This is a genomic window from Mycobacterium sp. 1165178.9 (assembly GCF_001673555.1).
Taxonomy (GTDB): Bacteria; Actinomycetota; Actinomycetes; order Mycobacteriales; family Mycobacteriaceae; genus Mycobacterium.
Genome location: NZ_LZMB01000291.1, coordinates 18496 through 38660 on the forward strand (window position 1 = coordinate 18496; position 20165 = coordinate 38660).

Below are 20165 nucleotides of genomic sequence, written 5' to 3' on the forward strand. Positions count from 1 at the left end.
TTCCGGTCAGGGTAGCGGTGTTGCGACTCAGCGGTCGGGCGAGAGGATCAGCCCGCTGGTCGGGACGCCGGTTCCCGACGTGACCAGGACATGTTCTACGTCGTCGACTTGGTTGTAGGACGTGCCGCGCACCTGTCGAACCCCCTCGGTGATCCCGTTCATCCCGTGGATGTAGGCCTCGCCGAGCAGGCCGCCGTTGGTGTTGATCGGCATCCGTCCGCCCAACGACAGTTCGTCGATCGACACAAAATCCTTGGCCTCGCCCCGTCCGCAGAACCCGAGCTCCTCGAGTTGGGTGAACACGAACGGTGTGAAGTGGTCGTACAGGAACGCCGTCGAGATGTCATCCGGTTTCAGCCCGGAGTCGCGCCACAGCTTGTCGCCTACCACGCCCATTTCGGGTAGCCCGGTGATCTCTTCGCGGTAGTAACTTGTCATCACCTCGCCGTCGTAGGCGGCGCCTTGGGCGGCCGCGGTGATGACGGCGGGTGGCTTGGGCAGATCGCGCGCGCGCTCGACGCTGGTCACCACCATCGCGACGCCGCCATCACTTTCCTGGCAGCAATCCAGCAGGCGCAGCACCGGCTCGATGATCCAGCGCGACTCCTGGTGCTGCTCAAGGGATATCGGCTTGCCATAGAACCAGGCGTCTGGATTGTTGGCGGCATGTTGGCGGTCGATGACAGAAACCTTGCCGAAGTCGGCGTTGGTGACCCCGTAGGTCGACATGTACCGCTGAGCGTGCAGGGCGACCCACGCGGCCGGCGTCATGAACCCGAACGGGGCATATGGAGCCATCCACAACGGCGTCACACCGGGTTGGCGTCCAGCGCCGCCGAAACGAAAGCCGGAGCGCTCGTTGAATGCTCGGTAACACACCACCGCCTCGGCGGCACCCGTCGCAACGGCCATAGCGGCCTGCATCACCGTGCCCGCCGCTGCTCCGCCGCCGTGCGGCACCCTGGTGAAGAACGAGAGGTTCTCGATGCCGACGTTGCGGGCGACCTCGATCTCCTCGTTCTCGTCGACGGTGAACGTCACCATCCCGTCGATCTCGCGGGGACGCAGGCCCGCATCGTCGATGGCCGCCTTGACCGCCTCGCAGGCAAGCTGCATTTCGGTGCGGCCAGACTCCTTGGAGAATTCAGTCTGGCCGATACCGGCGAGAGCCGTTTTCCCGCCGATGCCCGCGCTCACGCATCGACCCCATCGAGCAGGCTGAGCACCGCGGTGCCGGAGACATGCGCTCCGAGGCTGTTGGTGCCCTTGAAGGTGACCTCCACCAAGCCCTCTCCGTCGGCCGACGACTTGTCGGTGACGCTGCCTTCGAAGCGCAACGGATCGTTGGGGTAGGCGGGAACACCGAGGCGAACGGAAAGCTTCTTGACCATTGCCTCGGGTCCAGCCCAGTCGTGCAAAAACTTCACACACAGCCCGTTGGTGGTCAGGATGTTGAGGAAAATGTCCTTGGAGCCTTGGGAATTGGCGAAGTCGCGGTCGTGGTGCACCGGCATGTAATCACGCGACGCGATGGCGCCCGCGACGATCAGCGTGGTGGTCACGGGCACATCCATCGGTGTGACCTCGTCACCGACATTGACGGTGTTCCACGCCAGGGTCGTTGTGCGCTTGATGGTGGAGGTCATGTGTCGCTTCCTTCCAGGTATGCGTTGCCGAGCCGGGCCAACTGCAGTGATGCCGACCCGAGTGCGAGTTCGTTCTGCTTGGCCCACAAGAAATAACGGGACAGCGGGTAGGTGACATCGATTCCCATGCCGCCGTGCACTTGCTGGGCCGAGGAGGCGACGCGGGCGCCTGCCTCGGCGGCCCAAAACTTGGCGATGCGGGCCTCTCGATCGGCCGGTCGTCCTTGGGCGATCAACCATGCCGCGTGCCACGTGGTCCAACGGATGGCTTCGACGTCAATGAACGCGTCGGCGAGACGCTGCTGGACGGCCTGGAAGGATCCAATCGGGCGGCCGAATTGTTCGCGCTCGCTGGTGTACTTGGCGGCCAGTTTCAAAGCCCGTTCCACAACGCCGATTTGGATCGCACACAAGCCGACGACGGCGCGGGTGTAGAGCGAGCCGACTATATTCCCGGCGACGTGCTCAGTGAGCCGGCGCCCGATCGCACCGGTCATGTCCATATCGGCGTGGGGTTCACCATTGGTGGTGGGCACGGGTGTGATACTCACGCCATCGGTTCCGGTGTCGACGATGAATAGGCCAGGACCGTCTTCGGTCTGCGCCGAGACGACGACGGCCGCAGCGAGTTGCGCCGCGGGCACGAGCTCCTTGCTGCCGTCTAGCCGCCACGTGTCGCCGTCGGATCGTGCGGTGGTGCGCGGGGCGTTCGGTTCGGAGTTAGCCGGTTCGACGAGCGCCGCGGTGAGGATCGTGCTGCCGTCGACCACGCTGGGCAGATACCGCTGCTGCAACACGGAATCGCCGTGCCGTGCAATCGTATCCGCGCCCAGGACGAGCGTGGCATAAACCGGCACCGGCGCGACGCTGAACCCGACCTCGCTGAGCAGAACACCCAACTCGAGGAATCCGCCGCCGCTGCCGCCCACGGATTCGGGTAGTGCGATGCCGAGTAGGTCCGCGGACGCCAGTTCGGTCCACAGTGCGGCGTCGTAGCGCACGTCGCCGGTCTCCAGCTCGGTCAGATGCTCGGGCGTGGCGCGGTGCTCGAACAGCTGGCGCGCAACTTTACCGACGGTCTCTTGTTCTTCGGTGAAGGTGAAATCCATTGTTTCCGCGTTACCTTCGGTCAGCCGGCCGGAATTGGTGCAGCACCAACTCGTCGCCGCTCGGCAGTGCTTCGAAGGTCTCGTAGAAGACCTCGACGGGCATGCCGACCTCGATGGCGGCGGGGTCGATGTCGCAGAGGTTCGACACGATGCGGACGCCCTCGTCGAGTTCGATGAGCGTGACGACGTAGGGGTACTGCAGGAACGGCAGGGGCGGATACTGCGGCATCACGAAGCTGTACACCGTGCCCCGGCCCGACGCCACGACGTAGTCCCACTTCAGCGACTGGCACTTGCCGCACATCGGCCTCGGCGGGACGCGCAGCGTCTGGCAGTCCGCGCAGCGCTGGATGCGAAGTTCGTTGTCTTTCAGGCCCGACCAGAAGAACTCGGTGTCGGGACTGATGGAGGGGGCGAGTCTGCTGGCCATCAGTCCCCAGCCGTTCCGGCGGGGGCTCCACCCGTCTTGAATCGCAAAGTGCGAAACCACTGGCGGCCGATGACCTCGCCATTCTGATCGCGGTAGGTGGTCACCCAGGTGACGAAGAAGCCGTTGCCCATCGCCGTCTTCTTTTCATCCGAGATCGAGTCGAACACCGTCTCGGCGGTGATATGGTCGCCGACTCGCGGATAGCGCTCGATCTCGAACTCGGAGTTCGTCGCGATGATGCCCGTGTACCCTGCGTCGGACAGAAACTGCAGCGGATTGCTCTTGATTTCGATCGGCACACCGCCGCGCTCGCGAATGCCCGCCAGTTTCGGTGGGGGCATCGTCCAGCTCTGCAGCATCACCGGCGGCGAGACCAAGCCGCCGTAGCGGGAATTTCGCGCGAACTCCTCATCCAGGTAGGCGGGGTTCATGTCGTCCAACGCGTGCGCCCAGTGCCGGATCATCGCGGCGTTCACCGGATCGGGTGCGCGCGAGGGCTTGCCGACTCCGTCGGTGGGCGTGCCGATCAGCGCGTCGAGGCGCTGACGGAGTTCGTCATTGGTCACTTCGGTCATAGATGTCGACACTCCCTTCAGGAGGCTCGCATGTCGCGGGGTGCACGCGGCATTCCGAGACCGGCCATGGCGATGATGTCGCGTTGCAGTTCGTTGGCACCGCCGCCGAAGGTGTTGATGACGGCGAATCGGTAGGCACTCTCCAGCTCGCCCTGGAGCGGAGCCGACGTTTCCTTGCGCAGGCCGGCTTGGCCCACCACGTCGAGCAGCTCGCGGGCCACCTGCTGGGTGAGCTCGGTGCCGAAAACCTTTGCGGCGGAGGCCTCGCCCATGCCCAGACCACCCGAGCTCATGTTCGTGTTTACCCGCAGGTTGAGCAATCGGTAGGCCGCGACCTGTGCCTCCACCCGTGCCAATGCCTGTCGGACCCAGGGCTGGTCGATGACGAACCCGTCGTCGAGTTCCGTGGTCTTGGCCCATTCCAGCGTCTTGCTGAACAGCGGCTCCAGCGCACCGAGGTTGCCGAGTGCGGCGCGCTCGAGGTTCAGCTGGTTGGTGACCAGCTTCCAGCCCTGGTTCTCGCCGAGGACGATGGCGCTCTCCGGGACGCGCACATCGTCGTAGAAGGTGTAGTAGGTCGAGACACCGGGCATCGTGCGCAGTGGTTTCCAGGAGAAGCCGGGCGAGTCGGTGGGCACTATGAATACCGTGATGCCCTTGTGCTTCTTGGCTTCCGGATCGGTTCGGGCCGCCAGCCAGATGTAGTCGGCGAATTCCGCGCCGCTGGTGAACATTTTTGAGCCGTTGATCACGAACTCGTCGCCGTCGCGTACGGCGCTGGTCCGCAATGAGGCCAGATCGCTTCCCGCGCCGGGCTCGGAGTAACCTATCGCGAAATCGATGGTGCCCTTGAGGATCGCGGGAAGGAACTTCTGCTTCTGCTCCTCGGTCCCATACTGAATAAGTGTGGGGCCGACCGTGTTCAGCGTGATCATCGGCAGTGGCGCATGGACTCGGCGTGCTTCCTCGCCGAAGATGTACTGCTCGAGCGCAGTCAGCCCGCTGCCGCCGTACTCGACCGGCCATGCGACGCCAAGCAACCCGGCCTCGCCGAGCGCCCGCCGACACTCGGTCACCGCGGCTCCACCCTCCATCAAGCCTGCGATCGCCTTGCGGCGTTCGGGGGTCATCACGGCTTCGAGGCGTTCGCGGTAGCTCTTTCGAAGCTGTTCCTGCTCGGGGGTGTAGTCGAAATCCATCAGACACCGGCGCCCATCCGCACCGGCATGCGCTTGACGCCCGGCACCATCGTGGCGCGCAGCCGCGTCACATCGCCGGTCAGTTCGATGCTCGGATAGGTGCCCAGCAGCACCTCGAACATCACCCTGGCCTCCAGCCGTGCCAGTTGTGCGCCGAGGCACGCGTGTTCGCCGGCCCCGAAGGCTATGTGTGGGTTCGGGTTTCGGGTGATGTCGAACTCCTCGCTGGTGGGGCCGAAGATCTCCTCGTCGCGGTTGGCCGCACCGTAGAGCATGACCACCGTTTCACCGGCCTTGATCTGGTGGCCGCGGATCTCGACGTCCTCGGTCGCTTCGCGTGCCATGTGGGTCACCGGGCTGGTGAACCGCAGCATCTCTTCGACTGCCAACGGCAACAGCTCGGGCTTCGAGCGAAGTAAGGCGAACTGATCGGGGTGATCCAGCAGCGCCAGCGTGCCCAGCGCGATCAGGTTGCGTGTCGTCTCGTTGCCGGCGACCAGCAGCAGGAAGGAGAAATTGAGCAGGTCCGCGTCGGTGAGGCGCTCGCCGTCGACCTCGGCGGCCGCCAGGATGGACAGGAGATCGTCCTGCCCGGTGACCTTGCCGGAGCGCCGCGCGTCGATCAGTTTGGTGAAGTACTCGTACAGCTCGCCGAGTGCCACGATGTTGTCCAGTTCGATATCGGGATCGGCGGTGCCCACCGCGGCGTCCGACCATGTGCGAAACCGCTCCCAGTCCTCCGGCGGCGCGCCGAGCATCTCCGCGATCATCCGGGTCGGCAGCGGCGCGGCAATCTCCTCGGCGAACTCGTACACCCGTGCCGGGTCGACGTCGTCGAGAATGCCCTTGACGATCTCGCGCACCTTGGGTTCCAGCAACGTGACCTGGCGTCGGGTGAAGCCCGAGTTGATCAGCTTGCGCAGCTGCCGGTGCCGTGGCGGGTCGGTGAAGATCAGGTTTCCCTCCTGCACCGGGCTTGGCATGGCGGGATCCGGGATCGAGATGCCCCTCGTCGACGTGAACTTCAGCGGATGACCGGAGACCTGGCGGATGTCCTCGTACTTGGTCAGGGCCCAAAAGTTCGTGACGTCGTTCCAGACCACCGGCATGCTGTTGCGCAGCTCGCGATAACCCGGATACGGGTCACCGGCGTAGAAGTCCGGAGAGTGCAAAGGCAACGTGGACGTCGGTCTAGAGGTGGAGTCAGCGGGCACTATGGGCCTTCCTCGACACACGGAGATCGGACAGGTAATCGATGAATGTCCGGCAATGCTGTGTCTACAGGACAAACATCGCGAATGTCAATCACTGTTTACGCACTTGAATGGCAATGGCGTTGACGCCAGTGCGTCCTTGGGTGTACATACTTGAAGAATTGTCGGATATGTCCGCATCGGCATCGGGCGACGCCGTACACTTCGGCGACCAATCGGGAAGGTCCAGTGATGTGATGGCCGAGTCGAGCCTGGTCGACAGCTATGGCGTTTATATCGATGGCCGGTGGGTCGAACCGGACACCGGGCGATACGACGTCGTCAACCCGGCGACCGAGCAGGTCATCGCCTCGGCGCCGGACGCCAGTGTTGCGCAGGTTGAGCAGGCCATCGGTGCGGCGCGTGCCGCCTTCGATTCCGGGCCTTGGGCCGTGGCGGATCCAGCCGAGCGGTCCCGCTGCATCCAACAGCTCAGCGACGCGCTGCTCGCCCGGTGCGATGAAATCTACGCGCTGGCGCAGGCCGAGTGGGGCTGCACAGCAAACGAGCGGCTGATCCATGTGGAGGGCCCTGCGTTCATGGTCGGCCATGCCGCGGAACTTGCGCTCGAACCGGCTGAGGCGCCCATGGACGCCTGGGGAGCGGCGGGGACCACCCTGTTGCGCTACGAGCCACTCGGTGTGGTCGCGGCGATGACCCCATGGAACTTCCCGCACACGCTGAACGTGATGAAGCTGGGTGCCGCACTAGCCGCGGGCAACACGCTCGTCCTCAAGCCCTCGCCGTTGACACCGCTGGCCGGTCTCGCGCTGGCGCGGCTGATCGACGAGGAGACCGAGATTCCACCGGGCGTCGTCAACGTCGTCACCCCGAGCAGTGTCGAGGCCAGCAGGATCTTGACCATCGATCCCCGGGTCGACATGGTGACCTTCACCGGAAGTTCTGCCGTCGGTCGCGATGTGATGGCCGGCGCCGCAACCTCAATGAAGCGGATCCTGCTCGAGTGCGGCGGCAAATCGGCGAGCATCCTACTAGACGATGTCGATCTGACCGACGAATTGTTCGACAGGCTGCTCTTCGAAGGGTGCACGATGCACGCGGGTCAGGCGTGCATCCTGAACAGTCGCCTGGTGGTCCCGGACACGCTGCACGACGAGGTCGTCGATCGGCTCGCCGAGCTGGCTCGCACCGTCACAGTAGGAGACCCGACCGACGAGGCGACCGGCATGGGTCCGCTGATCAGTCGCCAACATCTGGACAGGGTTCAGGGTTTCGTCAGGCGCGCGGAAACCGACGGGGCGAAGATTGCCGCCGGCGGCAGGCGGCCGGAGGGGCTCGATCGCGGTTTTTATTTCGAGCCAACGGTTTTGGTTGATGCCACCGCCGAGTCATTTATCGCGCAGGAGGAGGTGTTCGGCCCGGTGTTGACGGTGCTGCGCTACCGTAACGACGACGAAGCGGTCGGCATCGCAAACGATTCGGCCTACGGACTCGGTGGCGCGATCTGGGGCACCGACATCGAGCGTGCGGTCGGACTTGCGCGACGGATCAGGACCGGTCAGATCTCGATCAATGGCACGATACCCGGCGACGCGCCGTTCGGCGGGTTCAAGCAGAGCGGGATCGGGCGCGAGGGCGGCGTGATGGGGCTGCGGGCATACATGGAACCGAAGGCGATCGGAGTGCCCGAGTGACCCGATCCCTGTCGGGGCTGCGGGTCGTCGAGGTAGGGACCGACATTTCGGCGCCGTATTGCACCAAACTGCTCGTCGATCTCGGCGCCGACGTGTACAAGGTCGAGTCGCTGGCGGGGGATCCGCTGCGAAGCTGGGGCCCGTCGAGCGGACTGTTTGAGTATTTGAACGCCGGAAAGCACGGATTGACAATCGATCTCGAGGCGCATCCCGACGCGCTTGCTGGAATGTTTGCTGAAGCAGACGTGGTAGTCGAGGATCTGCCGGCCGGATCGGCCGACAGGTTGAACTGGGGGCTCAATCACGAAGCACTCCAACGCCTCAATCCGAATCTCGTTGTCGTCCGGATCTCCGACTACGGCCAAAAGGGCCCACGCCGGGATCGCCAGTCGACGTCGCTGACCCTGCAGGCCGCGTCAGGGTGGGTCAACACTCGCGAACTCGGCCGGGCGCCGGTACAGGCCGGCGTCCGTATCCCCGAGTACATCGCCGGCAGCTACGCAGCACTCGGGGCCCTGACGGCCCTGCGGGTCGCGGATGCCGGTCTTGATCGGGTGATCGAGGTCGATGTCTCGGCGTTCGAGTCACTCTTGTCAACCTTGGCGTATCCGATGCTGATGGCTGAGCGTTTGAAAAGCCTTGGTCTTCCGGCGAATTCAAAGGCGGGTCCGATGCTCGGCATAGTACGCGCCGCCGACGGCTGGATCGGGATCAACTGCTTAACGGGGCAGCACTGGCTGGACGTCTGCGCGATGGTAGGACTGCCGGAATTCGGCGATCACCAAATAGCCATCATGCTGGGCGGCCCCGAACGCGCGGAGTTCTTCGCGAAGGCGCAGCCCTGGCTCGATTCGATGACCGTGGCCGATCTGGTCGAGTTGAGCCAGGCGATGCGAATCCCCGCGGCACCAGTCAACGATGGAGCATCCATCCTCGACTGTCCCCAGTACCGCGAGCGGGGGTTCTTCATCGAAAGCGAAGCGGGAGGCCAACTTTTCCTCCGACCGGGCGCACCGTTCAGGTTGGCCCGCACGCCGGTTGAGCCACCGAAACCAGCGCCACGGCTGGGCGATCGAGCGGCAGCTTCATCGCACGATCGACGGACGAAGCCGGCCGCATCCGCAGTTGACGATGTGACACTGCCGTTCGCAGATCTCAAGGTTTTCGACCTGAGCACATTCTGGTCCGGCGCGTACCTCACCTGCTATCTGGGTGCCTTCGGCGCCGATGTCGTCAAGGTCGAGTCGATCCAACGTCCGGACGGTCACCGGTACTCGGGCGCGCTGCTGCGCAGCACCGATGACTGGTACGAGATAGGACCGATGTGGCAGGGCACCAACCTCAACAAGCGCGATATCACCTTGAATCTCAGCACCGAAGACGGCCGCGAATTAGCCCTCAAGCTGGCCGCCGAGGCAGATGTCGTGGTGGAGAACTTCTCGCCGCGCGTGGTGGAGCAGTTCGGTTTGGACTACGCCTCGCTGGCGAAGGTGAATCCGGAGGTCATCATGGTCCGCATGCCGGGCCTAGGTCTCGAAGGTCCATGGCGCGACTACGTCGGGTGGGCACTGAATTTCGAGCAGATATCGGGGATGTCGGCGGCCACCGGTTACCCCGACGGTCCACCGTGCAACCTACAAGGGCCTGCCGATCCGATCGTCGGTGTACACGCGACCGTCGCACTACTGGCCGCGCTCGAGCACAAGCGCAGAACCGGTGAAGGCCAACTGATCGAGGTCGCACAGATCGAGGTCGGCGCGGCGGTGGCGGCCGAGCCGGTCATCGAATACTCGTTAACCGGCCGGGCGTACGAGCGGGAAGGCAACCGCCACCGCAACTACGCACAAGGCGTCTACGCGGCCAGTGGCGACGATGAGTGGGTGGCCGTCTCGGTGCGTGACGACTGCGACTGGGCCGCCGTCGTCGACGTGATCGGCCGTCCCGAACTGCTTAACGACCCGCGGTTCGCCTCACCACAGGCACGGCTGCACAATCACGACGCTCTCGACGAGGTGCTTTCCGGATGGGCGGCGAGTCGACCGCCCGACGAGATCGCCGAGATGCTTCTTCACCGTGGTGTCCCCGCGGAGCGGATCCTCACCGCGGACCGGATGTACGACGTCGACCAGCTCGAGGCGCGCGGCTTCTACGAAGAGCTTGAGCATCGGCTCGCCGGACGACAGAGATTCCCGGGCTGGCCGTTTCGGATCACGCCGGGACCCGTGCGGCATCACCGCGCACCGTCGCCGACGCTCGGTCAACACAATGACGAGGTATTGGCGGCTCTCGGTCTGTCAGAGGACGAGCTGACGAAGCTGCGTGACGACCGGGTTATCGGCGAACGGCTGCTGAACGCCTAGGTTCAGCATCGACCATGGCTGCGATGGTGTCGACCACGCATGCCGGTCGGTCGGACCCCTCAACCTCGACGGTGACTCGCACGGTGGCCCGGCCGCCCTTGTCGTTGCGTTCCACCTTGATCAGTTCGGCGCCGGCGCGGATGCGCGAGTCGACCGGTACCGGGGCAGGGAAGCGAAGCTTGTCAGAACCGTAGTTGACTTGCATCGACAGTCCCGCGACCCGATAAATCTGTTGCACGAGAATGGGAACCAGCGACAGCGTGAGATATCCGTGCGCGATCGTCCTACCGTACGGACCCTTGGCGGCCCGCTCCGCGTCGACATGGATCCACTGATGATCACCGGTCGCCTCGGCGAACAGATCGATTTCCTTCTGCGTGACCTCGTGCCACCCGCTGTAGCCGAGGTGTTCACCGACGTGGGATTCGAACCCGGAGATGCCCTCGTAGACGGTGGGGGAGGCCTGCGTCATGCCGGGACCTTGAGCCCCAACTGCTCAATGGCGTTGCCGCCCATGATCTTCGCCTTCGCGGCATCGGAGATGCCGTCGAGCCGGTCGACAAAGCTCAACGGATCGCCGATGCCCTCGGGGTGGGGAAAGTCGGAGCCGAACATAACGTGATCCTCACCCATGATGTCGACGATCCCCTTGACGTCGTCCTCGAGGAACGGGTGGATGTAGATGTTGCGTTTGAACACCTCGACGGGATGCTCGTCGAACTCCTTGGGCATGATCTTGTACGCGGTGTTGAGCTGTTCGAGAAGATTGCGCACCCACCCGCTGCCGTTCTCGACGCAAAAGATCCTCAGGTCGGGGAACCGCGACAGCGCACCGTGGCAGATCATCGCGGCCAAGGTGTCCTCGATGGCGCGGTGGCCCATCACCACCTCGCGCAGTGCGCTCGGCTTGAACGACAGGTACTCGTCGCCGCCTTCCCATTCCATAAGGTGTTTCTGGTATCCGCTGTCCGACGCGTGCATGGTCACCGGAACGTCGGCTTTGACGACTTCTTCCCAGAACGGGTCGAACTCGGGCAGACCCATCGATCGCGAGCCGCCGAAGCGACTGGGCACCGGAGCTGGGCGAACCAAAAACGTTTTCATTCCCCGTTCGAGACACCAGTGCAGCTCCTTGATGGCCTCGTCGACGAGTGGCAGGCAAACGACGGGCGTCGCGAAGATGCGGTCGTGGTAGTTGAACGTCCAGTGTTCGTGCATCCACTCGTTGAGCGCATGGATGATTGCGTGGGTCAGGACGACGTCGTCGGTGGTGCGCTCCTCGATGAGGCTGGCGAGGGTGGGGTACATGACGCACTGATCTATGCCGAGTTCGTCCATCAGCTCCAACCTAGGGGCCGGGGCCTGGTAGGCCGGGATGACATCCATTGCTTCACCGATGAATTCGCGGAAATTCAGCCCCTCTGGATTGTTGCCCAAGAAGTAGTCCTCGGCGCTGCCCGGCCTGGCCACTCGCTCGAATGTCGGGTTGGGAATCATGTGGCTGATGTGGTCCTTGACGACGAGCTTGGGCCGTCCGTTGACCTCGACGTAGCCGACCTTGCCGCGGTGCTCTTTGGGCAGGTACTTGGTGAGCGCTTCCCTCGTCTCGTACATGTGGTTGTCGATGTCGAAGACCGGGTAGGGCAAGGACCGGGTAGACATGTGACTGATCCCTCCAGGGCAGCGAATATGACCGTTTACGCTATGTGGAAATGACGTTATCACCAACATTCCGCAACAGCTATGCGGGGTTACCGCCCACGAGTTCTTGCCACGCTTTCACGACTGCTTCGGTAGTGGTCACCGTGCTCAGCAGGGCCAACGTGTTGTCGATGATCGATTCCGCGTATTCGCGTGGGTAGCCACATACCGCGTCGCGTGGGAGCACGAACTGATAGCTGCGGTTGACGGCGTCCATCACAAAGTTCTGAATCGCGATGTTGACCGAGACACCCACGCCCACAATGGTCTGGATTCCAAGGTTGCGGAGCACCGAGTCAAGGTCGGTACCCGTCATCGGTCCGACGCCGTGCGTGCGGGTAAGGACCAGATCGCTTGGATCCGGGCCGAACTCAGGTAGTACCGAGGCGCCGGGGCTGCCCGGAGTCAAATCGGCGGCGAACGACTTCCCCGCCATGAACAGCCTGGCATTGCTATTGGACCCGCGATTGTCTGGGCGCTTCTGCACAAGGCAATGCACCACCGAGACGCCGACCGCCCGAGCCGCGTCGAGAAGCGTGGCGATGTTGGGAATCGCCTCCCGGCTGGCTTCCTCGGCCAGCATGGGCAGGCCGGCCTGCGAGCCGATTACACCGCCCTGACATTCCTGGGTGACCAGGGCGGTGGTGGCGGGGGTCAACAGATCAAGCAGGCGGGGTTGCGGCATGAGAATAGACGTTATCGTGTGCGAGAACGCAATTTCCAGTCAGTTGGTCGAGGGAGAGCAGATGGATGCCTGGGAGCTCGAAGTCCGTGAGTCGGTGCGCCAAACGCTCGCGGACTATACCGCCGCCACCGACCGGTTCGATCTGCGCGGTCTCGCCGCTTGCTTCGCACCGGACGGCGTCCTCGAGTTCACCGGCGGAGCGCACCCGCTCACCGGCCCCGCGGAGATCGAGGCGGGACTCGGCGCCGCCATGTCCAACGACCCCGACCCGGCGAGGCAGCCGCCCACTCATGTGCGCCATCACGTTTCGAGCATTCGGTTCGGTTCTGTTGCCAGGGAGCGGGTTGAGGTCAGTAGCTATTTCGCCGTCCACACCGATATCGGCCTCGACCATTGGGGACGGTATCGCGACGTTCTAGTAACGCTGAACGGGCACTGGTTGTTCGCGTATCGGCGCATCAACGTGGACGGCTTTGCAGCCGACAGCCTTATGCGATGAACTCCGTTGCGAAACCGTGCGCGTGGTCGATGTATTCGGCCCGGGTGGCGCCCTGGGGTGCGATGGTCAGCCACGTCACGCCTATCGCTTCCAGCTGTGCGATGGTGGCGTGCCGTTCGTCGGTCGACCTGCTGTCGTCGAGCAGGTTGCCTGCCGAGAAGCAAATGTCCAGCGGTTCGGCACGGCCGATCTCGGCCGCGTATTTCTTGGCCCAGGCGATGGCCGACGCCAATTCCTCAAGCGTCGAGATCTCAGCGGTCCGTGACGCGGTCGCGTAGCCGAATGTGTTGAACGGAGCCCACCCCTGCGCGCGGGCAACCGCACGGCGTACCGCGGGCTTGCTGTTGCCGCCAACCCAGATCGGTGGCGGATTCGCCGGTACCGGATACAGTCGCACGCCTCGCGCGGCGAACGAGGTGCCCTCGTAGGCGATATCCTCGCCGGTAAGCACCTTGTTGAGCACGTCCAGCGCCTCGTCCAGCAACGCCCCGCGGTTTTCGAAATCTATTCCCAGCGCTTTGAATTCGGGTTTGAGGTAGCCCGCCGCGGTGCCGAGTATCAGGCGGCCGCCGGAGAGGACGTCCAGGCTCTGGATCGACTTCGCGCCCAGGAATGGGTTGCGGTAGGCGGCGATGTAGACGTTGGTGAGCAACCTGACGACCGTGGTGGCGGCCGCAGCAAAGGACAGCGCGACGAATGGGTCCAGGGCGTGGTGTCCGCCGTGGTCGAGCCATTTGGCGTCGGGGGCGGGGTGGTCGGTGACGTGCACGGCGGCGAAGCCGCTCGCCTCGCCGGCGCGCGCGATTTCGGAGATCGCTTCGGCGGTGACGAATTCGGACACGGCCTCGACCCGCTGGGTGGGCAATTCCAGGGAGTACGAGATGGTCACGTTGGGGGTCCTTTCATGGTGTGGCCAGGGCTGCCAGGCGTTGGGCGTGGTGGTCGGGGCTGCCGAAGATCAGCTCGGTGGCCTTGGCGCGCCGAACGTAGAGGTGTGCGTCGTGTTCCCAGGTAAAACCGATGCCGCCGTGGATTCGCATGTTGTCCAAGGCGACTTGCAGAAAGGCTTCCGAGCAGACCATCTTCGCCACCGACGCAGCAACCGGTAGGTCGCTCCGGTCAGCGGACTCCGCAGCGTGGACGGCGGCAGAGCGGGCGCCCTCGACAAGCACCAGCATGTCCGCGCAACGGTGCTTGACGGCCTGGAAGCTGCCGATGGCCCGCCCGAACTGAACTCGCTCTTTGGCGTAGTCCACGGCCATGTCGAGGCAGCGTTGGGCGGCGCCAACCTGCTCGGCAGCCAGTGCGGCGATCGCGAGGTCGCACGTGCGGGCCAGGCCAGGGGCCGCGGCCCCATCTGTTCCGATCAACCGGGCGGGGACGTCGTGGAACTGCAGACGCGCGACCTTGCGCGTGCGGTCGATCGTGGTGAGCGGCTCACGAGTAAGCCCCTCGGCGTCCGCCGCGACCGCGAACAGCGATGTGCCCTCGCTCGTATTCGCCGCGGCGAGAACAACATCGACGGTATGGCCGTCGAGAACGAGATCCGCGTCGCCCCGAATCCGATGACCGGCGCGGTCGGGATGTGCCGACAGCGTGACGGCTTGCGGATCCCACGCGTCGAGGCTGCTATTGAGGATTACCGTCGCGGTCATGGATCCGTCGACAAAGTCCGGTAGATAGTCACCCATCGCGGCGGCGTCGCCGCTGCAAAGGATCGCTTGCGTAGCGAGTGCGACGGTGGAGAAGAACGGCGCACACAACAGCGCGGCGCCCATCTCCTCGAACACGACTGCGAGTTCGGATAAGGTTGCACCTGCCCCGCCGAACTCTTCGGGGACGGCGATCCCGTGCAGTCCCAGGTCACGTGCCATCTGATGCCACACCGATTTGTCATACCCCTCCGCCGTGGACATGAGGTCACGTACCCGGTCGGACGGCGAAGCGACGGCCAGGAACTCCCGCACCGACTGCCGGAGTTCGTCGGCTTCACTCATCGCGGATTCCTTTGGTGTGGGATGCCCGGCCCCGACCCGGGATAGGCACTGCCGAGAAAGGATAGTATCTTTTCTGAAATAGGAGAATCATCATTCTCGCATGAAGGAGCCGCGCGGTGACGACGAAACTCGACTACGGGATCTTCGATTGCGATACGCACTGCTACGAGACTCGTGATGCGTTTACGCGCTACCTGCCCAAGGAGTTCCAGGATCGGGCCATCACCACTGTGCGCGGAGCGGACGGAGTCGAGGTAATCCTCGCCGGCCATCGAGTCGCAACTTTCAACAGTGAGGGGGGCCTGGGTCTGGACGTCGCATACCGCCCTGGATCGCTGAAAGAGATGCTCAGGCAGATGGGATCCGGCAACCCGGAGGAGTCCTACGAGCCGCAGCCCATGCAGCCCGAGTACATCGAGCGTTCAGCACGGCTCGCGGTAATGGAAAAGCAGAACGTCGAGCGTATGGTCATCTATCCGAGCGGCATGGCCCTGTCTGCCGAGCATTACGTTGATGACACCCCCGCGCTCTATGCGAATCTTCGGTCGTTCAACCGATGGTTCGACGAGGAATGGGGCTTTAACTACCAGGACCGTATATACGCGACCGGGCTCCTTTCACTTCGCGACCGAGACTCAGCCGTCGCCGAAACCGACGCATTGATCGCGCAAGGTGCGAAGTTTGTCCTGCTGCCGACGGGCCCGGCATACGGCCGATCTCCAGGGGACCCCTACTTTGATCCGATTTACGCCCGACTTCAGGAAGCCGGCTGTGTCCTGGTGTTCCACATCATGCCCTTCTGGTACTTCGATGCGATCTCACCTGCCTGGGGGCACTGCGCAGATCCTGCCTCGTGGCACATGTCGGCCTGGCAGTGGATGAACGTCTACGGCCAACGCCCGATCGAGGAGACCCTCTCAGCGCTGATCTTCGACAACCTATTCGGCCGATTTCCCGGGTTGAACGTGCTTGTCGCCGAACACGGTGCAGAGTGGGTGCCCTTCTTCACGAAACACATGGACAAGAGCCGCGGCATGGGCCGAAATGGCCCTTGGATCGGCGGGAAACTGACGGAAAAGCCGTCTGCCATCTTCCGGCAGCACGTTCGGGTGGTGCCGTATCCCGAGGACGATACGCCTGCGATCGTCACCAGCTTGGGCTACGACGACTGTCTCGTGATGGGCTCCGACTACCCGCACGCAGAAGGGCTGGCCGAGCCTGCTGATTTCGTCAAGTTGCTCGATCCGCTCGACGACGCCGCCAAGAAGCGGATCATGCGCGACAATGCGGATCAGTTGATAGGGCGGAGCTAGGGCTCGATGGGTGATGCGGACGAGGATGGCGTCGACCTCGATCTGTTGCGCGAAGCCGCGCGCGATTTCCTGAGCGGACGGGTTGCGCAGGATTCCGTCAAAGAGCTCGCGGCCATGGACTGGACGGGGCTGCTCGTCGAGGCAAAGCTTGGCGGCAGCGGATGGCGTCCAGTGGAGACGACCGTCATCGCCGAGGAACTCGGCCGCGCACTGAACTCGTCGACCTGGTTCGGCTGTGTGCTGTCTGCCGCGGCGTTGGCCCCGGCGCCCGGCGAGGTGCGCGACCGATGGTTACCCGCGATGCTCGACGGGACCACAACGGCGGGCTGCGCGTTGGCGGGCGACACGGTCCGGGTTGCGAACGGCGATGTCATCGACATCTTGGTCACACTGGGGCGCAACGGAATCCATCTGTTTGAGATGTCCGACTCAATGCTGAGAAGCCGAGATGACGAGTTGTTGGATATCAGCCGCGCGGCATGGCGCGTCGACCTTTCCGGGGCGGAGAGCGTCATGATCGGTGGACCCGAACAAGCGGATCGATTGCTCGCGGTCGCGAGGGTTCTGCTCAGCGCGGATTCCCTGGGAGCCATGTCAACCACATTCGAGCGACTGGTCGCCTACCTGAAGGAGCGCATCGCCTTCGGTGTGCCGATCGCGAGTTTCCAGGCGGTGCAACACCGGCTGGTGGATCTGTTGGTCCTCGAGGCGAAGGCACGCGCGGTCATCATGAAGGCCGCCCGTGCCCTGGAGGCCGACGAAATCTCGGACGACGCCATCACGTTGTCCGCCGCGGCGCACGCATTCGTCGCCGCGAAGGCAACCGCTGCCGTCGACGAGTGCATGCAGCTCTCGGGCGGTATCGGATTCACCTGGGAGTACCCCTTACACCACGAGTTGCGCCGGGTATTTACGAATGGCTACCTGCTCGGCACAGCTCGCTTCAGTCGTGCGCTACTCGCGGAGAGGTCGGGTTGGTGAGCGCCGCCACCACCCGGCCCAGCGAAGCGCAGCTGACCGAGTACAGGCATCGAGTCAGGCGGCATATCGCCGACCACGCACCTCCATTCGAGGCGAGGGAAGGGCACCGGGCGCCGAAAAACGGCGAACAGCAAGCGCAATTGCGTAAGTGGTTCGCCACGTTGTTCGACGCGGGTTTCTTAGGCGCCGACTGGCCGGTCGAGCACGGCGGACGCGCCGATCACCATCCCCTGCACGACCGCATACTCAGCGAGGAGCTCCTGCGTACCCGCGCTCCGCGGCCCGTCGACCAGGTGAACCTCGCCGCCCATGTGCTGCTGCATTTTGGGTCGGCCGATCAGAAAGCCGCACTCCTGCCGCCGATTCGCCGCAGCGAGCACATCTGGTGTCAGCTGCTCAGCGAGCCCGACGCGGGTAGCGATATCGCCGCCGTCCGCAGCAGGGCTGTCGAGCAGCCCGACGGCACGTGGATGATCGACGGTCAGAAGACCTGGATCACCGACGGGCACTGGGCCGACATGGGGCTGGCGCTCATCCGCACCGACCCGAATTCATCACGTCACCATGGCCTCTCGGTGTTCGCGGTCCCGATGTCAACGCCCGGCGTCGAGGTTCGTCCGATCCGGACGATCAACGAGGCGATCGAGGTAAACGAAGTTTTTCTCGACGGCGTAGCGGTGCCCGCGGCAAGCCTGATCGGCGAGCCCGGCCAAGGTTGGTCAATTATCATGGCGGGCCTGGATTTCGAGCGTATCGGGATCGGTGGCAACGTCGTCCTACTTGAGCTGCTGATCGATGATCTGGTGATGGTGGCGCGCAACGCGATCATCGAAGGCACCCCGGCCCTCGAACGTGATGACATCCGGCAGGCAGTGGCCGAGTTGGCCGTCGAAGCCGAAGTGGCGAAGTCCTTCATCGACGACCATGTCGAACGCCTCGTCGCCGGTGCCGAACAACCGGGTGACGGTTCGATCGCCAAGCTGAGTTTCGCCGAGACCTATCACCGGGTTTCGGCATACGGTGCCGAACTCGCCCCGACGGTGTGTACGGTAGCCGCCGATCCGAGAGTCGAACAGGCCAAACAACGTCTGCGAGAATGCTGGCTGTGGTCACGCGCCTATACGATCTCCGGCGGAAGCAATGAAATGATGCGCAACATCCTCGCCAAACGTCGGTTGTTGCTTCCGAGCGGCTGATGACCGGAACCTATTGGGGCTTGGTTGAAGAAGCGGCCCGCGCGCATCCAGACCGAATCGTGCTCGCCGACGATTACCGCCGGAGCCTGACAAACGCAGAGTTGCGCGACGCGGCCGAGCGCACCGCGGCGGCGTTGGCGCAGCGCGGGATTCGCGACGGCACTGTGGTGTCCTGGCAGCTGCCGACCACGCTCGAGACGATGGTCGTCATGGTGGCGCTGACACGCCTCGGCGCCGTGCAAAATCCCATCCTGCCGATCTGGCGCGAGAGTGAAGTTCGATTCGCGACAGGGCAACTCGGTACCGAGGTGATCATCGTGCCAGGTTCGTGGCGTGGGTTCGACCATGTCGCACTCGCCGACGAGCTGGCACGAGAGCAGCCGATGACGGTTTTGGTCATTGACCATGCGGCCCGTGCCGGTGAGGGCCTTCGACTTCCTGCAGTCGATCCCGCATCGCTGCCCGCGCCTCCCACCTCGGAGACGCTGCCACGGTGGGTTTACTACTCGTCAGGTACCACCGCGGCGCCGAAAGGCGTCCGGCATTGCGATCGCTCGGTGATCGCAGGCTCGGCCGGGGTGGTGGGAATGTTCGGTGCATCCAGCGACGACGTCAATCCGATCGCGTTTCCGGTGTCACACATCGGCGGTGCGGCGATGTTGGCGGCGAGCCTGCTGACCGGCATGCGACTGGTGCTGTTCGACGAGTTCGATCCGGTGCTCACCCCGAAGGCGATCGCTGCGCACCGGCCGACGATGCTGGGCTCGGCTACACCGTTCTTTGTCGCCTTCATGGCAGCACAGCGAGAGCACGGCGCCGATCCACTCTTCCCCGATCTGCGCGGTTGTGTCGGCGGTGGGGCGCCGATCACTGCCGAACTGGGACGTCAAGTCCGCGAGACGTTTTCGGTCGCCGGGGTGGCGAACGCCTGGGGGCTGACCGAATTTCCAGTCGTGACCTCACCACCGCCGGACGGAGCGCCGGAGGTGCTCGACCATACGGTGGGCCGCCCGGTAGCCGGGGTGTCCGTCCGTGTCGTCGACGATTTCGGACGCGAAGTGGAAGCGGGGGAGGAGGGCGAACTGCGGCTCAAAGGACCGCAATGCTTCCTGGGCTATGTCGATGAAGCTATGAACGCCGACGCATTCGATGGCGAGGGCTGGTTCCGCAGCGGCGATCGGGGCCGCATTGACGCCGACGGAAACGTCGTGGTTACCGGTCGTATCAAGGACGCGATCATCCGCAATGCGGAGAACATCTCGGCGCTGGAGATCGAGGGCATACTGGCCACGCATCGGGCCGTCGCGGACGTCACGGTCATCGGTGTCCCGGATCCTCGTACGGGCGAACGTGTTTGCGCGATCGTGGTCGCTGAACCCGGAAGTGATGTCACCCTCGACACATTGGCGGAGCATTGCGAGGGCAAAGGCTTGAGTCGCCACAAATACCCCGAGCGACTTGAATTGGTGGAAGCGCTGCCGCGAAACCTCACCGGGAAGGTGCTGAAGAACGAACTGCGCGCGCGGTTTGGTGCCTGACTGGTGGTCAAGCAGGCGAGCGCTGCTC

General features: G+C 64.0%; 19 protein-coding genes. 7 read left to right on the forward strand and 12 right to left on the reverse strand.

Annotated elements, in window-relative coordinates:
* Positions 1-27: 27 nt before the first annotated feature.
* The 7 genes from A5652_RS12455 to A5652_RS12485 are packed head-to-tail and all read right to left on the reverse strand — an operon-like array spanning position 28 to position 6131.
* Positions 28-1197, reverse strand: a complete 1170-nt coding sequence (locus A5652_RS12455) for a lipid-transfer protein (protein WP_067351201.1) — start codon at positions 1195-1197, stop codon at positions 28-30.
* Positions 1194-1646 (reverse strand): MaoC family dehydratase, encoded by a 453-nt coding sequence (locus tag A5652_RS12460; protein WP_067351204.1) that lies wholly within the window; start codon positions 1644-1646, stop codon positions 1194-1196. The genes A5652_RS12455 and A5652_RS12460 overlap by 4 nt, the downstream gene beginning before the upstream one ends.
* Positions 1643-2755 carry an acyl-CoA dehydrogenase family protein gene (locus A5652_RS12465; RefSeq protein WP_067351207.1) on the reverse strand — a complete coding sequence of 371 codons (1113 nt, stop codon included), beginning with the start codon at positions 2753-2755 and terminating at the stop codon, positions 1643-1645. The genes A5652_RS12460 and A5652_RS12465 overlap by 4 nt, the downstream gene beginning before the upstream one ends.
* 10 nt (positions 2756-2765) lie before the next feature.
* The gene (locus tag A5652_RS12470) at positions 2766-3185 is read right to left on the reverse strand and encodes a Zn-ribbon domain-containing OB-fold protein (protein WP_067351210.1); all 420 of its coding nucleotides are present in this window, start codon (positions 3183-3185) and stop codon (positions 2766-2768) included.
* Positions 3185-3760, reverse strand: a complete 576-nt coding sequence (locus A5652_RS12475) for a MaoC family dehydratase N-terminal domain-containing protein (protein ID WP_067351213.1) — start codon at positions 3758-3760, stop codon at positions 3185-3187. The genes A5652_RS12470 and A5652_RS12475 overlap by 1 nt, the downstream gene beginning before the upstream one ends.
* Before the next feature lie 17 nt (positions 3761-3777).
* Positions 3778-4959 carry an acyl-CoA dehydrogenase family protein gene (locus A5652_RS12480; protein ID WP_067351216.1) on the reverse strand — a complete coding sequence of 394 codons (1182 nt, stop codon included), beginning with the start codon at positions 4957-4959 and terminating at the stop codon, positions 3778-3780.
* Complete coding sequence (locus A5652_RS12485; RefSeq protein ID WP_067351219.1) at positions 4959-6131, reverse strand: cytochrome P450; 1173 nt, start codon at positions 6129-6131, stop codon at positions 4959-4961. The genes A5652_RS12480 and A5652_RS12485 overlap by 1 nt, the downstream gene beginning before the upstream one ends.
* A gap of 278 nt (positions 6132-6409) precedes the next feature.
* Between A5652_RS12485 and A5652_RS12490 the strand changes: the two genes are divergently transcribed.
* Positions 6410-7867, forward strand: coding sequence for an aldehyde dehydrogenase family protein (locus A5652_RS12490; protein WP_067351284.1), 1458 nt, complete (start codon positions 6410-6412; stop codon positions 7865-7867).
* Positions 7864-10227 (forward strand): CaiB/BaiF CoA-transferase family protein, encoded by a 2364-nt coding sequence (locus tag A5652_RS12495; RefSeq protein WP_067351224.1) that lies wholly within the window; start codon positions 7864-7866, stop codon positions 10225-10227. The genes A5652_RS12490 and A5652_RS12495 overlap by 4 nt, the downstream gene beginning before the upstream one ends.
* On the opposite strand, the gene A5652_RS12500 is transcribed toward A5652_RS12495, so the two are convergent.
* From A5652_RS12500 to A5652_RS12510, 3 genes are all read right to left on the reverse strand, one after another.
* Entirely contained in the window at positions 10199-10699 is a 501-nt protein-coding gene (locus A5652_RS12500; RefSeq protein ID WP_067351227.1) for a MaoC family dehydratase, read from the reverse strand. The genes A5652_RS12495 and A5652_RS12500 overlap by 29 nt on opposite strands.
* Entirely contained in the window at positions 10696-11889 is a 1194-nt protein-coding gene (locus tag A5652_RS12505) for an amidohydrolase family protein (protein WP_067351229.1), read from the reverse strand. Before A5652_RS12505 ends, A5652_RS12500 begins: the two co-directional genes overlap by 4 nt.
* Before the next feature lie 79 nt (positions 11890-11968).
* Positions 11969-12613: a cysteine hydrolase gene (locus A5652_RS12510; RefSeq protein ID WP_067351232.1), complete on the reverse strand. Its 645-nt coding sequence runs from the start codon at positions 12611-12613 to the stop codon at positions 11969-11971.
* A 61-nt stretch (positions 12614-12674) separates the two neighbouring features.
* Between A5652_RS12510 and A5652_RS12515 the strand changes: the two genes are divergently transcribed.
* Positions 12675-13112, forward strand: coding sequence for a nuclear transport factor 2 family protein (locus A5652_RS12515; protein ID WP_067351287.1), 438 nt, complete (start codon positions 12675-12677; stop codon positions 13110-13112).
* Here A5652_RS12515 and A5652_RS12520 read toward each other — a convergent pair.
* Both A5652_RS12520 and A5652_RS12525 read right to left on the reverse strand, forming a co-directional pair.
* The gene (locus A5652_RS12520) at positions 13102-14001 is read right to left on the reverse strand and encodes a TIGR03619 family F420-dependent LLM class oxidoreductase (protein ID WP_067351234.1); all 900 of its coding nucleotides are present in this window, start codon (positions 13999-14001) and stop codon (positions 13102-13104) included. The two genes, A5652_RS12515 and A5652_RS12520, sit on opposite strands and share 11 nt — an antisense overlap.
* Before the next feature lie 13 nt (positions 14002-14014).
* Positions 14015-15109: an acyl-CoA dehydrogenase family protein gene (locus tag A5652_RS12525; RefSeq protein WP_067351237.1), complete on the reverse strand. Its 1095-nt coding sequence runs from the start codon at positions 15107-15109 to the stop codon at positions 14015-14017.
* A 116-nt stretch (positions 15110-15225) separates the two neighbouring features.
* On the opposite strand from A5652_RS12525, the gene A5652_RS12530 reads away from it, so the two are divergent.
* From A5652_RS12530 to A5652_RS12545, 4 genes are read left to right on the forward strand one after another with little or no spacing between them, the layout of a single operon-like run.
* Complete coding sequence (locus A5652_RS12530) at positions 15226-16422, forward strand: amidohydrolase family protein (protein ID WP_067351240.1); 1197 nt, start codon at positions 15226-15228, stop codon at positions 16420-16422.
* A gap of 6 nt (positions 16423-16428) precedes the next feature.
* A complete protein-coding gene (locus tag A5652_RS12535) occupies positions 16429-17403 on the forward strand; it encodes an acyl-CoA dehydrogenase family protein (RefSeq protein ID WP_067351242.1) in 975 nt (324 codons plus the stop codon).
* Complete coding sequence (locus tag A5652_RS12540) at positions 17400-18599, forward strand: acyl-CoA dehydrogenase family protein (RefSeq protein ID WP_067351245.1); 1200 nt, start codon at positions 17400-17402, stop codon at positions 18597-18599. Before A5652_RS12535 ends, A5652_RS12540 begins: the two co-directional genes overlap by 4 nt.
* On the forward strand, positions 18599-20137 hold the full coding sequence (locus tag A5652_RS12545; RefSeq protein ID WP_067351248.1) for a class I adenylate-forming enzyme family protein: 1539 nt from the start codon (positions 18599-18601) through the stop codon (positions 20135-20137). The genes A5652_RS12540 and A5652_RS12545 overlap by 1 nt, the downstream gene beginning before the upstream one ends.
* The last annotated feature ends 28 nt before the right edge of the window (positions 20138-20165 follow it).

What these genes read in the sequence shown, in the direction of transcription:
- A5652_RS12460 (WP_067351204.1), bottom strand. Translation starts at nt 1,646, where the DNA reads ATGACCTCCACCATCAAGCGCACAACGACCCTGGCGTGGAACACCGTC.
- A5652_RS12465 (WP_067351207.1), bottom strand. Translation starts at nt 2,755, where the DNA reads ATGGATTTCACCTTCACCGAAGAACAAGAGACCGTCGGTAAAGTTGCG.
- A5652_RS12470 (WP_067351210.1), bottom strand. Translation starts at nt 3,185, where the DNA reads ATGGCCAGCAGACTCGCCCCCTCCATCAGTCCCGACACCGAGTTCTTC.
- A5652_RS12475 (WP_067351213.1), bottom strand. Translation starts at nt 3,760, where the DNA reads ATGACCGAAGTGACCAATGACGAACTCCGTCAGCGCCTCGACGCGCTG.
- A5652_RS12480 (WP_067351216.1), bottom strand. Translation starts at nt 4,959, where the DNA reads ATGGATTTCGACTACACCCCCGAGCAGGAACAGCTTCGAAAGAGCTAC.
- A5652_RS12490 (WP_067351284.1), top strand. Translation starts at nt 6,410, where the DNA reads ATGGCCGAGTCGAGCCTGGTCGACAGCTATGGCGTTTATATCGATGGC.
- A5652_RS12500 (WP_067351227.1), bottom strand. Translation starts at nt 10,699, where the DNA reads ATGACGCAGGCCTCCCCCACCGTCTACGAGGGCATCTCCGGGTTCGAA.
- A5652_RS12505 (WP_067351229.1), bottom strand. Translation starts at nt 11,889, where the DNA reads ATGTCTACCCGGTCCTTGCCCTACCCGGTCTTCGACATCGACAACCAC.
- A5652_RS12510 (WP_067351232.1), bottom strand. Translation starts at nt 12,613, where the DNA reads ATGCCGCAACCCCGCCTGCTTGATCTGTTGACCCCCGCCACCACCGCC.
- A5652_RS12515 (WP_067351287.1), top strand. Translation starts at nt 12,675, where the DNA reads ATGGATGCCTGGGAGCTCGAAGTCCGTGAGTCGGTGCGCCAAACGCTC.
- A5652_RS12525 (WP_067351237.1), bottom strand. Translation starts at nt 15,109, where the DNA reads ATGAGTGAAGCCGACGAACTCCGGCAGTCGGTGCGGGAGTTCCTGGCC.
- A5652_RS12535 (WP_067351242.1), top strand. Translation starts at nt 16,429, where the DNA reads ATGGGTGATGCGGACGAGGATGGCGTCGACCTCGATCTGTTGCGCGAA.
- A5652_RS12545 (WP_067351248.1), top strand. Translation starts at nt 18,599, where the DNA reads ATGACCGGAACCTATTGGGGCTTGGTTGAAGAAGCGGCCCGCGCGCAT.